The following is a 15,055-nucleotide window of genomic DNA, read 5'->3' on the forward strand; positions in this document are numbered from 1 at the left end:
CTTAGCAGAAGCCAACCGGTCGGAATTACCACGTCGTGTTTCGGAGACACTGAAGCCCGCCTGAGATTTCTCTCGGCTGACTGGTATGCGCTCGGAAGACGATGTGGTGATTCGTATGGTTGCTCACGTCCAGGCACCGCCCGGTTCCGCGACAACCGTTTGAATCTACCTCCCCGCTCGTCCCGTGTCAACGGTCCTTGCGAAGCGACCTGAAGACTAGCAGGCGCTGGGTCCTGCGCGCACACCTGCCCGTCCGGCGTGTCAGGAGGGTGCCGGGAACGCGGACGGCGGGGTGTCCAGGTCTTCCAGTTCGATGCCCGGGGCGGACAGGACCACGTCCCCGGCGATGTGGATGTCGTGCTGTTCGCCGGTGGAGAGGTCGGCGATCCGGAAGTTATCCACAGGCAGCTCACCGCTGTCCGTGGAGTGTGCTGTTCTTGTGATCAAGGACCACGACTGGTCCATGGTCAGTGGAGCGAGCACGGGGGGCTGGAATGAGACGAGACGGACGCGGGTGGCCGGGCCGCCGGGGGCGAGGTGGAGGAGGCGTGCGGTGGCGATCAAGAAGGCCGGCGACGCTCCGCTGAACGTGTGTGCGCGGGCATTGCCTTCTTGGGCGTGTTCGCCGGTGGGGTCGGTGCGGACCCAGGTGAGGCCCTCCAGGGCCGCTGCGCGCACCCGCCAGGCGGCCGCGTGCAGTTCGAGGCGGATCGGCCGGCCGAGGTCGTCGATGGTGAGGTCGATCGATCCCGCGTGGTCACCGGCGGGAGTGGTGGTCTGCGCCGTGTAGCGCCAGCCGGAGGGTCCGGTGGCGCAGTGGAAGTGTTCTTCACCCAGGGGGGTGCGGTCATGAGTGTCGTGGAACGAGTAGCGACCGCGGGGCATTGCGGAGTCTCCGTGTCCGGCGGGGCCCCCGCCTCGCGGAGGAGACGGGGGCCGGTTCGCTCCGGTCGGTGGCGCCGGAGAGGCCGCGGGTCAGTAGCGGTAGTGGTCGGGCTTGTACGGGCCGTCCACCGTCACGCCGATGTAGGAGGCCTGTTCCGGACGCAGCGTGGTGAGTTTGACGCCGAGAGCGTCCAGGTGGAGGCGGGCTACCTTTTCGTCGAGGTGCTTGGGGAGCACGTAGACGCCGATCGGGTACTCCTCGGGCTTGGTGAACAGCTCGATCTGGGCCAGCGTCTGGTCCGTGAAGGAGTTGGACATCACGAAGGAGGGGTGTCCGGTCGCGTTGCCGAGGTTGAGCAGCCGGCCCTCGGACAGCACGATGATCGACTTGCCCTCGGGGAAGGTCCAGGTGTGGACCTGCGGCTTGACCTCGTCCTTGACGATGCCCGGGACCTTGGCGAGCCCGGCCATGTCGATCTCGTTGTCGAAGTGGCCGATGTTGCCGACGATCGCCTGGTGCTTCATCCGGGCCATGTCGGAAGCCATGATGATGTCGCGGTTGCCGGTGCAGGTGACGAAGATGTCGGCCGTCTCCACGACGTCGTCCAGGGTGACGACCTGGTAGCCGTCCATGGCGGCCTGCAGGGCGCAGATGGGGTCGATCTCGGTGATCACGACCCGGGCGCCCTGGCCGCGCAGGGACTCCGCGCAGCCCTTGCCGACGTCGCCGTAGCCGCAGATCACCGCGACCTTGCCGCCGATCAGGACGTCGGTGGCTCGGTTGATCCCGTCGACGAGGGAGTGCCGGCAACCGTATTTGTTGTCGAACTTGGACTTGGTGACCGCGTCGTTGACGTTGATCGCCGGGAACAGGAGGGTTCCCTCCTGCCGCATCTCGTAGAGGCGGTGGACACCGGTGGTGGTCTCCTCGGTGACACCGCGGATCTCCGAGGCGAGCTGGGTCCACTTGCGCGGGTTCTCGGCGAGGGTGCGGCCGAGCAGCCGGAGGATGTGGCCGTACTCCTCGCTGTCGGCGGTGGCCGGGTCCGGGACGGCTCCGGCTTTCTCGAACTCGACACCCTTGTGGACCAGGAGAGTGGCGTCGCCGCCGTCGTCCAGGATCATGTTCGGGCCGCCGGTGGTGGTGCCGGGCCAGGTCAGCGCCTGCTCGGTGCACCACCAGTACTCTTCGAGCGTCTCGCCCTTCCAGGCGAAGACGGGGACGCCCCGCGGGTCGTCCGGGGTGCCGTCGGGGCCGACGGCGATGGCCGCGGCGGCGTGGTCCTGGGTGGAGAAGATGTTGCAGGACGCCCAGCGGACCTGTGCGCCGAGGGCGACGAGGGTCTCGATGAGGACGGCGGTCTGCACGGTCATGTGCAGGGACCCGGTGATGCGCGCGCCGGCCAGCGGCTGGGCGGCGCCGTATTCCTTGCGGAGGGCCATCAGGCCGGGCATCTCGTGCTCGGCGAGGGTGATCTCCTTGCGGCCGAAGGCGGCCAGGGAGAGGTCCGCGACCTTGAAGTCGGTGGCGGTGGTGGTCATACGAGCTGCTCCTCGCGGTTGAGGTCGAGGTGGACGGGGACAGAGCGCGGCCGGGAGACGGCATGGGGTGCGACGTCGTACGGGCGCACCTGTCCCCTTGCGGCAGCGCAAACCGTCGGAGGCCCTCTCTCCCTCGGCCGGCCACCGTGCGGTGACCGCCCGACCGCCATCAGCAGCGACGTCTGGCTAAGGACGAATCTACACCGGAGGGCTCATCGGCCCCAGTGCGCCGAGCTCATCGGCCGCCGGGGGTCTGGGCGGGGTCGGGGCCCGCCGCGGCCGCTGCCGCGCTGTAGATGTCCGGTTCGAGGTAGATCACCCGGGCGAAGGGCTCGGCGGCCCGGATGCGTTCCTCGGCGGCGTCGATGGCGCGGGCGATCTCGGCCGCGGTGTCCTCGTGCCGGACCGAGATCTTGGCGGCCACGAGGAGTTCCTCGGGGCCGAGGTGGAGGGTGCGCATGTGGATGACGCCGGTGACCGTGTCCCCGTCGACGATGGCGGCGCGGATGCGGGCGAGCGGTTCGGGTCCGGCTCCCTCGCCGATGAGCAGGGATTTCGTCTCGGCGGCCAGGACGAGGGCGATGCAGATGAGGAGGGTGCCGATGCAGAGGGTGCCGATCCCGTCCCAGATGCCGTCACCGGTGGCCAGGGCGATGCCGACACCGGCCAGGGCGAGGGTGAGGCCGATCAAAGCTCCGAAGTCCTCCAGGAGGACGACGGGGAGTTCGGGCGCCTTGGCGCGGCGGATGTACTCGGTCCAGGACAGTGTGCCGCGGCTGTGGTTGGACTCCTTGATCGCGGTGCGGAAGGAGGAGCCCTCCGCAATGACGGCGAAGACGAGGACTCCGACGGGCCAGTACCAGTGCTCGACGGCGTGCGGGTGCCGGATCTTCTCGTAGCCCTCGTACAGGGCGAACATGCCGCCGACGGAGAACAGGACGATCGAGACGAGGAAGGCGTACACGTAGCGTTCTCGGCCGTAGCCGAAGGGGTGCTCCTCGTCGGCGGCCTGCTTGGCCTTCTTGCCGCCGATGAGGAGAAGGGCCTGGTTGCCGGAGTCGGCCAGGGAGTGGACGCCTTCGGCGAGCATCGACGAGGAGCCGCTGAAGGCGAAGGCCACGAACTTGGACGCTGCGATGGCGAGGTTGGCGCTCAAGGCCGCGATGATCGCCCTGGTTCCGCCTGACGCGCTCATGAGTGCTGGGTGTCCCTTCCGTCGGCCCCGGTTTTGCCCCGCCTTTACGGGTGTCGCGGACGGTCATTCTTGCAGCCGTGCCGGCGAGCGGGCCGGTTCAGGCGGCGACGGTGGCCCGGAAGACGGTTCCTTCGCCGGTGAGTTCGGTGCGCTCCCCCGCCGGGATGTACGCGGATTCGCCACGGACCAGGGTGAGGGCGGGTTCGGTGGCGGTGGCGGCTGGGCCGAGGGTGCGCAGCTGGGCCCGGCCGGCGGTGCACAGAAGGATCTGCGGGGTGCCCTGGTCGAGTGTGCGCGGGCCCGAGCCCGGGGCGAGCACGTACCGGGAGAGGCGGAACTCCTCGATGGGGGCGGCGTAGACCTCTTCGCCGTCGGGGCCGGCCTCGGGGCGGAGCACTCCGGGGTCGCCGGCCTCGAAGCGGACGATGCGCAGGAGTTCGGGGATGTCGATGTGTTTGGGGGTGAGGCCGCAGCGGAGGACGTTGTCGGAGTTGGCCATGATCTCGACGCCGAGGCCGTCGAGATATGCGTGGGGTACACCCGCGCCGAGATAGAGGGCCTCGCCGGGCTGGAGCCGCACGTAGTTGAGCAGCATGGCGGCGATGAGGCCGCGGTCGCCGGGGAAGTCGCGGGCGGCCTTGGCGTAGGCGGCGTAGTCGGCGGCATGGGGGGCGCCCGGGGTGGCCGCGAGGCGGGTGGCGGCCTCGGTGGCGGCGTGCACGGTGCCGGCCGTCTCCTCGGGGTCCGCGCCGAGGACGGCGGCGAGGACTTCGCGCAGCGCCCGGTCCTCGGGGTGGGCGCGAAGGATGTCGGCGTAAGGGGCCAGGGCGCCGACGCCTAGGGCGTCGAGCAGGTCGGCGGCCTCCGTGGGGCGCCGGAATCCGCACAGGCCGTCGAACTCGGACAGGGCCACGAGCATCTCGGGCTTGTGGTTGGCGTCCTTGTAGTTGCGGTGGGGGGCGTCCAGCGGGATGCCGCGCGTCTCCTCGTCGGCGAAGCCGGCCCTGGCCTGGGCGAGGTCGGGGTGGACCTGGAGGGACAGCGGGGTGGCGGCGGCGAGCACTTTGAACAGGAAGGGCAGGCGGGGCCCGAAGCGTTTGACGGTGGCCTCGCCCAGTTCGGCGACGGGGTCCGCCTCGATGACGGCGTCGAGCGGGACCAGGCCCGAGCCGCGGTCGACGCGCGAGGGTGCGCCGGGGTGGGCACCCATCCACAGTTCCGCCTGGGGCTCGCCGGTCGGCCGGGTGCCGAGGAGGTCGGGGATGGCCGTGGTGGAGCCCCAGGCGTAGGGGCGGACGGTGTTGGTGAGGCGGTTCATGCCGGTCATGGTCTCTCGTTCGAGGCAACGGCCAGGTACGTGGCGGTGAAATCAGTGAGGGCGAGGAGTTCGGCCGCGACCTCCAAGGGGGACCCGCCAGGTGCGGTGATCTCGCTGAGCGGGGTGCCGTGGGCGTAGGCCTGTTCGCGGGCGGCGGGTGCGGCGGAGTCCGGCTGGTCGGGTGCCTCGCGTATGAGGACGACGCGCAGCCTCGGCGGGCCGGGGTCCTCGACCCGGTCGCGGAAGAAGTCCTCGGGGTCGGCGGCCCGGGCGGCGGCGCCGGCCTGGAGGGCGCCGTGGACGGTCAGGGCGGCCGGGAGTTCGGCGGTCAGCGCCGCGCGGCCGGCCCGGGTGGCGAGGACGGTCGCGAAGCGTCGGGCGCCGGCGGCGGCGACGCGCCCCTGACTCCACAGCAGCGGCACGGAGTCGTCGAGTTCGGCGGCGAGGGTCTTGGCCGGGTTGGTGTACGTGGGGACGGCGGGGCCGCAGCGCGTGGCGAGGACGTCCAGGCGGTCGGCGACGCCCTGGAGGGCGCCCTGCGGGGCGTTCAGCAGGCCGATCCGGTCCGCGAAAGCGAGAACGGGGGTGAGCAGGGCCCAGAAGGCGCCCGTGTCGGCGTCGGGGCCGGCCGCGACACCGGCACGGGCGTTGCCGGCGTCGTGCTCCCCGTACGTCCCGTAATCGCGGTCGCCGCCATGGCCGCCATGGCCGCCGGGGGACGCGAAAGGCAGCGTCATACCGCGTACCTGCTCGACGGCTTCGGCCAGGGGGGCCTTCGCCTGGGTGACGGCCACGGCGGTGCAGCCGCGGCGGTAGGCCTGCTCGACGAGCTCGGTCAGGCCCTGCTCGGTGCCGTGGGCGCTGAGCAGCAGGAGCAGGTCCAGCGGCCCGGTCCAGCCGGGAAGGGTCCACCGGGAACGCTGGGCGGTGGGCCCGGTCGACGTCAGGACCTGGACGGGGCAGGCGCCGCCGCACAGCGCGGCCAGCAGGTCCGCGACGGCCGCCGCCTCCGTACCGGCGCCGGCCACCAGGACGGTACGGGGACGCCCGTCCGGGCGCAGGGCGGTGAGGCCGGCCTCCTCCGCGAGCCGGAGCGCGTTGCGCACCCGCGCCCCGGCGGCCGCGACGCCCAGCAGCAGTCCCTGGGCGTCGGCACGCGCCAGCGCCTCCGGGTCGTCCAGCAGCGACTCGTCGAACAACACGACCTCCCGGTCGGACGTGGCTCAGGTGCGGCCTGGTCTGGGCGTACCGCTGCGGCCGGACGGCCGGTCAGGAGGGGCGGCGGGCCTCGTCGACGAGCAGGACGGGGATCTCGTCCCGTACCGGGTAGGCCAGTCCGCACGTGTCGGAAGTGCACACGAGTTCACTCGCCTCGGTGTCCTCACGCAGCGGCGCGTGACAGGCCGGGCAGGCGAGGATCTCCAGCAGGCTGGGTTCGACGAGCGGCATGACGTGTCCTCCGGACGAGGTCTGGTGGGGCGCCGACGGTGGCGCTGCGGAGCTGCGGCCCGGGCCGGGGGCGGCCGACGGGCGGCCGGTGACCGGAAGGCGTGAGCCGGCGTCCGCCGGGACCGGTGGCTGGCTGTGCGTGCCCTCAGCCTATCTCCGCGCCGCGCCGCCGCACGATCGGGCGGCGGCGCGACCGCTCGGCCGGTCGCCGCCGACTGAGGACCCGCCGCGGCCGCCGCCCGTCCTCGGCGCCCGTGCCCGGCGTCGGCCCGGGCTCGGCACAGGCTCCCGCCTCCCCGGATCCGTCCCCCGGATCCGTCCCCCGACGGCCCCCGTGTTCCACGGCCCGGCCCCCCCGCTCGCCGCCCGCCTACTTCCGTACGATCGCCAGCACCTCGTCGCGCAGGCGCGCCACGGTGGCGGCGTCGCGGGCCTCGACGTTGAGCCGCAGCAGCGGTTCGGTGTTGGAGGCGCGCAGGTTGAACCACCAGTCGGCGGTGCTGACGGTGAGGCCGTCCAGTTCGTCGAAGCCGACGCCCTCGCGGTCGGCGAACGCGACCCGTACGGCGGCCGTACGGGCCGCCTGGTCGGCCACCGTGCTGTTGATCTCGCCGGAGGATGCGTAGCGGTCGTAGGAGGCCACCAGCGCGGACAGCGGGCCGTCCTGGGTGCCCAGGGCGGCCAGGAGGTGGAGGGCGGCCAGCATCCCGGTGTCGGCGTTCCAGAAGTCGCGGAAGTAGTAGTGCGCGGAGTGCTCACCGCCGAACACAGCGCCCGAGGCGGCCATCTCCTGCTTGATGAAGGAATGCCCGACGCGGGTGCGCACCGGGGTGCCGCCGTGCTCGGCGATCACCTCGGGGACCGAACGCGACGTGATCAGGTTGTGGATGATCACCGCGCCCGGGTGCCGGGCCAGTTCGCGGGCGGCGACCAGGGCGGTCACCGCCGAGGGCGGGACGGGCTCGCCCCGCTCGTCCACGGCGAAGCAGCGGTCGGCGTCGCCGTCGAAGGCGAGGCCGAGGTCGGCGCCGGTCTCGCGGACCCTGGCCTGGAGGTCGACGAGGTTCTTCGGGTCGAGCGGGTTGGCCTCGTGGTTGGGGAAGGTGCCGTCCAGTTCGAAATACATCGGCACCAGGTCGACGGGCAGGCCGTCCAGGACGGTCGGCACGGTGTGGCCGCCCATCCCGTTGCCCGCGTCCACCACGACCTTCAGCGGCCGGATGCCCGACAGGTCGACCAGGGAACGCAGGTAGTCGGCGTAGTCGCCGAGTACGTCCCGGGCGGTGACGGTGCCGGGAGCGACGGCTGAGACGGGGACGGCGGTCTCGGACCACTTCTCGGCGAGCGCCCGGATGTCCGCGAGACCGGTGTCCTGGCCGATGGGCGCGGCGCCGGCCCGGCACATCTTGATGCCGTTGTAGCGGGCCGGGTTGTGGCTGGCGGTGAACATCGCGCCCGGCAGCCCGAGCCGGCCGCTGGCGAAGTACAGCTCGTCGGTGGAGCACAGGCCGATCTCGGTGACGTCGGCGCCGCGCGAGGCCGCCCCGCGCCCGAATGCCCGGGCCAGGCCCGGTGACGAGGGCCGCATGTCGTGGCCGACGACGACCGCCGTGGCATCGGTGACGGTCGCGAAGGCCGCGCCGAAGACCTCGGCAAGCGGCTCGTCCCACTGATCGGGTACGACGCCGCGCACGTCGTACGCCTTGACGATCTGCGACAAATCGGACACTGCACACCTCTGGTGAACGGGGTTCGGACGGTTCCGCGCGGGTCGGCACGGCTCCGGCCGGGGTCCCGCACAACCTATCCGACCGCGGGTTACGGCTCCGGGGACCTGAGGACCCGCAGATGTCCGCGCCGGGCGACCTCCATGGGGTCGATGTCGCGGGCGCCGCCGCGGTTGCGGTCCTGCGGCCGGGCCGCTTCCCGGACGGCGTTGGCCAGCGCCTCCAGGTCGTCGCCACTGGGGCGTACGGGGCCGGTGTCCGTCGCGAGGCGGACGACCTCCCAGCCGCGGGGGGCCGTGAGCCGCTCGGAGTGCTCCGAGCACAGGTCGTAGCAGTGCGGCTCGGCATAGGTGGCGAGCGGGCCGAGGACGGCGGTGGAGTCCGCGTAGACGTACGTCAGTGTCGCGACGGCGGGGCGGCCGCAAGCGGTGCGCGAACAGCGACGTACAGGGCTCACGAGGTTGGACGGTACCGCACTCTTGAGCGGGCCGCGACGACTCTCCGCCAGGTCACCCTCTCGTGTCGTACGTCACGGACCGGAACCGATCACTCCGTTCATGTCGCGCTGACCTGCGGGGACGGGGACGGAGCGGTTCGGGTGCGACCATGGCGGCGGGACGAGGGCGGGTCGGGTGCGGCCTGCGAGGCGACCGCCCGCGCCGGCGGCTGGCGGATATCCGTCCCTTTGGTGGCCAGATGCGATCCAAACCGCGACGGCGGGCGGAATCGGCCGTGCGGCCTTCGTTCTTTCGGCGCCAAGCGGTGGTGGCCCTGCTGTGGCGGCTGCGCGCGAGGACTAGGCTCACGCTGATGGACAGTTCGCTTCCGACCCCACCCGCGCCCCGTCCGCGCCACAGGGACCGCCATGGGCGCGGCATGCGCGGACCGATCGCGCCGCCGCAGGTGCCGCTGGCACTCAGCCGCGCGGACGCCTTCGACGACCTGGTGCGCGACGCGGCCGACCGGTTGGAGAGGCGCTGGCCGCAACTGGCGGACGTGGAGTTCGCGGTGCAGGAGGTGCCCTGGCCGCAGGACGGTCAGGCCGTCGACGGCGAGCCGGTGCCGCTGGGGCGGCTGATCGGGGCCGCCAAGGACCGCCCGAGCCGGATCGTGATCTACCGGCGGCCGGTCGAGATCCGCGCCAAGAGCCGGGACGAGCGGGCGCTGCTCGTCCACGAGGTCGTGGTCGAGCAGGTCGCCGAGCTGCTGGGGCTCTCACCGGAGAACGTGGACCCGAAGTACGGCGAGGACTGACGGGCGCGGGCCCCGATCGGGGCCCGCGCCCGGCACGGCTTTCACCAGCCACCGGATCACCGGATCACCGGATCACCGGATCACCGGATCACCGGATCACCGGATCACCGATTGAGTATCCGCAGGTCGGGGGCCGCCTGGGGCACGTCGACCAGCCCGTGGTCGTCCGGCATCGGCTGGATGGTGAACATCGGGACGCCGTTCTGCGTCAGTGCCAGGGTCCGCGAGGCGTAGACCGGGCCCCCGGAGACCGGCTCGACGGTGACGGCATAAGTGCCGCGGAGCCCTGCCGGCTGGGGCGGCGGCACGACCAGCGTGGTGCCGGCCTTGACGGTGACCGTCTTGGACGCCGCGGTGCCGCCGGTGGAGCCCGCCGACGAGGTGATCCGCACACTCGCGTCCTTGGCGGTGGCGATCAGGGACAGCAGCGAGCCGCGGGCACGGTTGTCGGCCACCGTCGCCCGGGTTTCGATCTGCTCGGTGGCGGGCAGGAACGCCATCTCCTGCTTGCTTCCCTTGCCTCGGGTGACGCGCAGCGCCGCGACGACCGGCACCGGCGAGTGCGAGGTGGCGGCACCGATGAGCAGCGAGCCCGGGTCGCCCTTGGTGACGTCACCCAAGTCGACGGCGGTGGTCATTCCCGCCTTCACGTGCAGCGTCTCGTGACCGGCCGGGGTGATCGCGCCGGTCGGGGTGGCCAGCTTGAGCGTCAGGTCCGCGTCGTCGGTCCCGGTCGCGTACGCGATCAGGCGCACGTCGGTGGCGTCGCCGGGGATGCCGGGCAGCACAAGGGCGGTGGCCGGTTCGGCGGCGGGCGGCAGCCAGTCCACGCCGAGCTTGGCGTCGGTGGCCTGGACCGCGGCGCCGACCCGGCCGGTGCGGGCGACGACGTGCACGGTCAGATCGGTGGCCTTGTCCGCGACCAGGGTGGACAGCAGCACTGGTTTCGAGGAGCGCCCCGGCACCGTCAGGCCGTCGCCGGTCGAGGCCTTGAGCTGCCCGTCCTTGCCGTACAGCTCCACGTCGACGACCGCGGGGGTGTCGTCCGGGTTGACCAGGTGCAGGTAGTCCTGGCGTCCGGTGTCGGTGCTGGCCCCCGGGAACCAGAACTCCGTGTCGGGGGTCACGCAGGAGATGCCCAGCAGCCCGCGCTCGGTGCCGCTGCTGATCACCGTGGTCTGTTCCGCGGTCCAGCCGGGCGCCATGGTGCCGTCCGCGGTACCGATGAGCGCGGGCGCGTCCGACTTGTCCGTCGCATAGGTGGCGGGTTTACCGGGCTGTCCCAGGGACGCGAGCGGCTTGCCCTTGGTTGCGGCCGGGACCAACTGCGCCGAGCCCGCCGCCGAGGAGCCGCCGGCGCCGGCGGAACCCGCCGCCCCTTGCGGCGTGTACGAGGTGTACGTCGTGTCGGCGAACTCCGACGACGAGGGCGCCGGGCACAGCAGCGTGGTGCGCTGCACGGGCATGCGCCGGGGGGCCGCCGCGGAGGCCGCCTTGTGGTCGCTGCCGCCCGTGAGCGAGGCCATGCCGGTCAGGACGACGAGCACGGCGACCGCGCCTGCCAGGGAGATGGTGCTGCGGTTCACTGGTAGTCGCTCCCGTCGCGGCGCTGCTGGTCGCCTTCTGCGTAGTACGAGGCGTGGTCGGGATAACCGGCCGGGTCGGCGTACCCCTGCTCCGCGTACGGCCCGCCGTCCTCGTCCCGCTCCCCGTAGCCCTGCTCTCCGTACGGGGCGCCTTGCCGGCCGCTGTCGTAGCCGGGCCCGCCGCCGTAGCCCTGGCCGCCCTGGGGGTCCGCGCCATAGGGGTCGTAGCCCGGCCGGGGCGGCACGAAGCCGTAGTCGTCGCCGTACGGCTGCTGCTGATCGTAGGTGCCCGGCTCCGAGGCGTACTGGGAGCCGTAGCCGGGCTGTCCGGCGGCGTAGGCCGGGTCCTGGTAGCCGTAGCCGCCCTCCGCCCCGGCCGGGACGGTGTACGGGTCGTAGCCGCCCTCCGCCGGGTCGTAAGCCGCCGGCTGCTCGTAGGGATCGGCGTCCGGTTGCGGTACGGGCGCCGCGGGGGGCTCGGGGGAGCCGGTGGGCGGGACGGCGCTCTGCGGTTCCGCTGTCTTGGTCGCTTTGGCGGCCTCCGCCGCTTCCGCGGCCTCCGCGGCGGCCTGGAGGCGACGGGCGCGGCGGCCCTCGCCGGTGGCCTGGGCGGGGATCTCCACCGCGCCGTCGGCCTCCGGCAGGTCGTCGTCGATTTCCTGGCGGCGGCCCGGCAGCGCCAGGACGACGGCCACGAGCAGCAGGAAGGCCTGCGTGCCGAGCCAGGCGACGTGGGCGACGGGTTCGGAGTAGGTGACGTCCAGGTGTCCGCCGGAGGCCGGGAGGCGGAAGCCCTGGGCCCAGCCGTCGACGGTGGTGGGGTCCAGCGACTTGCCGTCCAAGGTGGCGTGCCAGCCGGGGGCGGTGGAGTCGGCGAGCCGCAGGATCCGCCCGTCGGGGCCGGCCGGTACGGTGGCGTGCGCCTCGACCTTGCCCGAGGGCACGGTCACCGGCTGGGCGCCCTTGGCGGTGATGGTGATCCGGGAGACCGGGGTGTCCACCCGCCACAGTTCGCTGCCGTCGGCCTGGCTGACCCGGGAGAGGCCGGGCGTGCTGTCCAGGACGCGGCCGAAGGAGCGGGGCGCGCCCTTTTGGGCGAGGACGTAACGGACCGCGTATCCGGCGAGCCTGCCGCCCTGGTCGGCGCCGGAGCCCGCGACGAGGTCGGCGACCATGGTGTCCAGGTCGGTGTCGCGGCCGGCCTCGGCGGCCAGTTCGCCGTCGCCGATTCGTACCCCGGAACCGCGGACCAGGGAGTACACGACGTTGCCGGGTGTTCCGCTGAGCACAAGGGTGCGCGGCTGGTCGGCGGTCGTGGCCTCCTCGGCGACGAACGCGGGCACCTGCTGCGGGTTGCCGCGCCGGATGGGGCCATTGGCGCCGTCGGCGACCCAGGTGAAAGCGGCCAGCAGCGGGGCGGCGACCGCGGCGGCGGCGACGAGGGCGGCGACCGGCTGGCGCCAGCCGAAGCCTGAGGCGGCGATGCGCTCGTTGGCGCCCTCGGCGCCGATCGTGGCCGCGGCCAGCAGGGCGAGGCCGTAGACGAGGGACGCCGGTCCCGCCCAGTTGTCGTGGTTCTCGATGACGGCGAACAGCAGTCCGGTGGCGGCCGCCGCCCAGGCGGCGAGGATGGCGGTGCGCCGGGTGCCGCGCATGAGGGCGGCAAGGGCGGCAAGGACGACGCCGATGAGCAGCAGCCCGCCGGACGCCTTGGGACCGCCGGGGCTGAGCAGCAGCAGGTGAAGGGCGGAGGCGCTCTTGGTCGTGTACGGCAGTCCGGCCTCGTGCAGCAGCCGACCGGGGTGGCCGAGCAGCGTCAGCGACCAGGGTGCGAGGAGCACCATGGGGGTGATCAGAAGAGCCGCGAACCGGAGCAGGTGCGGTACGAGCAGTTGCCGCTGGCCGCGCGCCACCCGCATCCCGAGGACGGCCGCGGCCAGCACCAGGGCGACGAGCCAGGTCACCGGGGTGAACGCCGTGGTGAAGGTGAGCATCAGCGCCAGTGCCCAGGCGGCGCGCCATCCGGGGCGCGTCCCACGCTCGACGGCCGCGTCGCCGAGCTGAAGGCCCGCCATGGCGACGGCCGCGCGCGCCATCAGCGGCAGCAGGATGGCGAGTACGGCGGTGCCCAGCCGCCCGGTGGCCAAGGCGCCTGTGGCGGCGGGCAGGAAGGCGTAGGCGACCGACGCCCAGGCGCGCAGCAGCCGGGACTCGACCAGCGGCCGGGAGGCGAAGTAGGCGGCGACACCGGCCAGCGGCACCGAGGCGACCAGGAACAGCGTGAGGGTCAGTCCGGTGGAACCGAACAGCGCTGTCGCGAACAGGGCGAGCACGGCGAGGTAGGGCGGCGCGGCCTGGGTGCCGCCGGTGCCCAGGGCGTGCCAGGAGCCCGCGTACGTCCGCCACAGGTCGGAGGCGCCGGGGTCGGCGGGCAGCAGGGCGCCGCCGGACAGGGTGCCGCCGGACAGCAGGGAGCGGCAGGCGGCCAGGGAGACGACCAGCAGGACGGCGAACAGGACGGGGCCGGGTTTGCGGGCCATCCGTTTGAGCCGGGCGAACTGCTCGACCTCCAGGAAGTCGCCGTCCTCGTCGCCCGGGCCGGTCTCCACGGCGCCGCCATGGCGGCCGACGGCGGCGGTGGAGGCGTCGGCGCGCCCGGCGATGTTGCTGACGACCTGGTCGACGGTGGCGCGCACCGTGGCGCCGGGCGGCGGGAACAACGGCCGCAGTTCCTTGGGCGGCACCGTGGCGTGGCGGCGGGCCCGGCGGGCGCCCAGCACCCTGCCCGGGCGGAGCAGGACGCCCAGGAGGCCGACGATCTCGTCCACGGCCTGCCCGGGTGCCTTGCCGACGAGGTAGGCCAGGGTGCGCAGCACGGTGCCGACGACGATGCGCAGCATCACGTACGGCAGCAGCGGGCCGCGGGTATTGGCGAGCAGGGTGTAGACGGCGCCGGCCTTGTCGACGCGGTGCGGATTGACGGCGGAGCGGCCGGCGCAGTCGACCGGGCGGCGTTCGCGAGAGGCCGCCTCGGCGTGCCGCAGGACGGCGTCCGGGGCGATGAGGACGGTGTGGCCTGCGGCCTGTGCGCGCCAGCAGAAGTCGACGTCGTCCCGCATCAGGGGCAGCCGGCGGTCGAAGCCGCCGAGCTCCTCCCAGACGTCGCGCCGCACGAGCATCCCGGCGGAGGACACCGACAGCACGGGACGCACCTGGTCGTGCTGGCCCTGGTCCTGCTCCCGGCGTTCGAGGCCGGTCCAGCGGCGGCCGCTGCGGGCGATGCTGACGCCGACTTCGAGCAACTGCCTGCGGTCGTACCAACTGCGCAGCTTGGGGCCGATGACGGCGGCGGACGGGGAGCTGTCGGCGAGGCGCAGCAAGGCGGCCAGGGCCCCGGGTTCGGGTTCGCAGTCGTCGTGCAGCAGCCACAGCCACTGCACGGGCTCGCCCTGCGGCCGCTCCGCTTCCTCGTACTCCCCGTCGCGCCACGAGCGGGTGGCGGGGTCCCAGCCGCTGGTACGGGCGCGCAGGTAGGAAAGGTGCTCGGCGGTCAGGGGGGCTGCGGCGCGCACCGCCTCGTCGACAGCGGCGCCGAAGCCCGTGCGACGGGCGAGGTGGAGCACCCGCTGGTCGCCGAGGGATTCCGCGAGCAGGCGCGCGGAATCGTCCGCGCTCCCGGTGTCGGCGGCGATGACGTCCTGGACCGGGCGGTCCTGGGAGAGCAGCCCCGCGAGGGCCTTGGGCAGCCAGCGCGCGCCGTCGTGCGCGACCAGCACGGCGGTTACGACGTGGCGCGGGTACTCAGGGGTGCCGGCCGGATACGCGGCCGGTGCTGGGCTGTTCACGGACATCGAGGATCGGGCCCCGGTTCGCTGGTCTGCGGTACGACGCTCGCTCCCGCTGTCCGCGGGTTCCTGCGTCTCGGACGGCCCCCCACACTAACGGCTCATGCCGCCACAGCCGTCCGGGTCCTGTGGACAACCACGGACAATCAACCGCAACACGGAAGAACCGCGACCCCTGCGGCCGGCCGGGCGCGGTCGCCCGCCCGCCGGCCACCGGGCCGCCTCCTCGCGTTCCTCGCGTTCTTCGCTTCCGG

Annotated in this window: 11 protein-coding genes; 1 reads left to right on the forward strand and 10 read right to left on the reverse strand. The window is 73.0% G+C overall.

The window, feature by feature from the left end; translation table 11 throughout:
* Positions 1-261: 261 nt before the first annotated feature.
* The 8 genes from K7G61_RS04105 to K7G61_RS04140 all read right to left on the reverse strand — a co-directional run bounded on the left by K7G61_RS04105 (position 262) and on the right by K7G61_RS04140 (position 8,624).
* A complete protein-coding gene (locus K7G61_RS04105; protein ID WP_225845209.1) occupies positions 262-885 on the reverse strand; it encodes a hypothetical protein in 624 nt (207 codons plus the stop codon).
* A gap of 90 nt (positions 886-975) precedes the next feature.
* Positions 976-2,427, reverse strand: a complete 1,452-nt coding sequence (gene ahcY / locus K7G61_RS04110; protein ID WP_225845210.1) for an adenosylhomocysteinase — start codon at positions 2,425-2,427, stop codon at positions 976-978.
* Positions 2,428-2,662: 235 nt separating this feature from the next.
* The gene (locus tag K7G61_RS04115; protein WP_225845211.1) at positions 2,663-3,622 is read right to left on the reverse strand and encodes a cation diffusion facilitator family transporter; all 960 of its coding nucleotides are present in this window, start codon (positions 3,620-3,622) and stop codon (positions 2,663-2,665) included.
* A gap of 97 nt (positions 3,623-3,719) precedes the next feature.
* On the reverse strand, positions 3,720-4,940 hold the full coding sequence (manA, locus tag K7G61_RS04120) for a mannose-6-phosphate isomerase, class I (RefSeq protein ID WP_225845548.1): 1,221 nt from the start codon (positions 4,938-4,940) through the stop codon (positions 3,720-3,722).
* Positions 4,941-4,945: 5 nt separating this feature from the next.
* Positions 4,946-6,139: an SIS domain-containing protein gene (locus K7G61_RS04125; RefSeq protein ID WP_225845549.1), complete on the reverse strand. Its 1,194-nt coding sequence runs from the start codon at positions 6,137-6,139 to the stop codon at positions 4,946-4,948.
* A gap of 70 nt (positions 6,140-6,209) precedes the next feature.
* Positions 6,210-6,389 carry a Trm112 family protein gene (locus K7G61_RS04130; RefSeq protein WP_225845212.1) on the reverse strand — a complete coding sequence of 60 codons (180 nt, stop codon included), beginning with the start codon at positions 6,387-6,389 and terminating at the stop codon, positions 6,210-6,212.
* A gap of 370 nt (positions 6,390-6,759) precedes the next feature.
* Positions 6,760-8,118, reverse strand: coding sequence for a phosphomannomutase/phosphoglucomutase (locus K7G61_RS04135; RefSeq protein ID WP_225845213.1), 1,359 nt, complete (start codon positions 8,116-8,118; stop codon positions 6,760-6,762).
* Positions 8,119-8,207: 89 nt separating this feature from the next.
* Complete coding sequence (locus tag K7G61_RS04140) at positions 8,208-8,624, reverse strand: DUF3499 domain-containing protein (RefSeq protein ID WP_225845550.1); 417 nt, start codon at positions 8,622-8,624, stop codon at positions 8,208-8,210.
* A gap of 302 nt (positions 8,625-8,926) precedes the next feature.
* Between K7G61_RS04140 and K7G61_RS04145 the strand changes: the two genes are divergently transcribed.
* Entirely contained in the window at positions 8,927-9,370 is a 444-nt protein-coding gene (locus tag K7G61_RS04145) for a metallopeptidase family protein (protein WP_225845214.1), read from the forward strand.
* A gap of 104 nt (positions 9,371-9,474) precedes the next feature.
* Here the strand turns inward: K7G61_RS04145 and K7G61_RS04150 are convergent, their stop codons facing one another.
* Positions 9,475-10,956 carry a DUF5719 family protein gene (locus tag K7G61_RS04150; RefSeq protein WP_225845215.1) on the reverse strand — a complete coding sequence of 494 codons (1,482 nt, stop codon included), beginning with the start codon at positions 10,954-10,956 and terminating at the stop codon, positions 9,475-9,477.
* Entirely contained in the window at positions 10,953-14,807 is a 3,855-nt protein-coding gene (locus tag K7G61_RS04155; protein WP_225845216.1) for a glycosyltransferase family 2 protein, read from the reverse strand. Before K7G61_RS04155 ends, K7G61_RS04150 begins: the two co-directional genes overlap by 4 nt.
* Positions 14,808-15,055 lie beyond the last annotated feature (248 nt).

The sequence above is a fragment of the Streptomyces sp. HPF1205 genome (genome assembly GCF_020400825.1).
Classification (GTDB): domain Bacteria; phylum Actinomycetota; class Actinomycetes; order Streptomycetales; family Streptomycetaceae; genus Actinacidiphila.

Coding starts and splice junctions, on each gene's coding strand:
- K7G61_RS04145 (WP_225845214.1), top strand. CDS start 8,927: ATGGACAGTTCGCTTCCGACCCCACCCGCGCCCCGTCCGCGCCACAGG.
- K7G61_RS04105 (WP_225845209.1), bottom strand. CDS start 885: ATGCCCCGCGGTCGCTACTCGTTCCACGACACTCATGACCGCACCCCC.
- manA (WP_225845548.1), bottom strand. CDS start 4,940: ATGAACCGCCTCACCAACACCGTCCGCCCCTACGCCTGGGGCTCCACC.
- K7G61_RS04155 (WP_225845216.1), bottom strand. CDS start 14,807: ATGTCCGTGAACAGCCCAGCACCGGCCGCGTATCCGGCCGGCACCCCT.
- K7G61_RS04115 (WP_225845211.1), bottom strand. CDS start 3,622: ATGAGCGCGTCAGGCGGAACCAGGGCGATCATCGCGGCCTTGAGCGCC.
- ahcY (WP_225845210.1), bottom strand. CDS start 2,427: ATGACCACCACCGCCACCGACTTCAAGGTCGCGGACCTCTCCCTGGCC.
- K7G61_RS04130 (WP_225845212.1), bottom strand. CDS start 6,389: ATGCCGCTCGTCGAACCCAGCCTGCTGGAGATCCTCGCCTGCCCGGCC.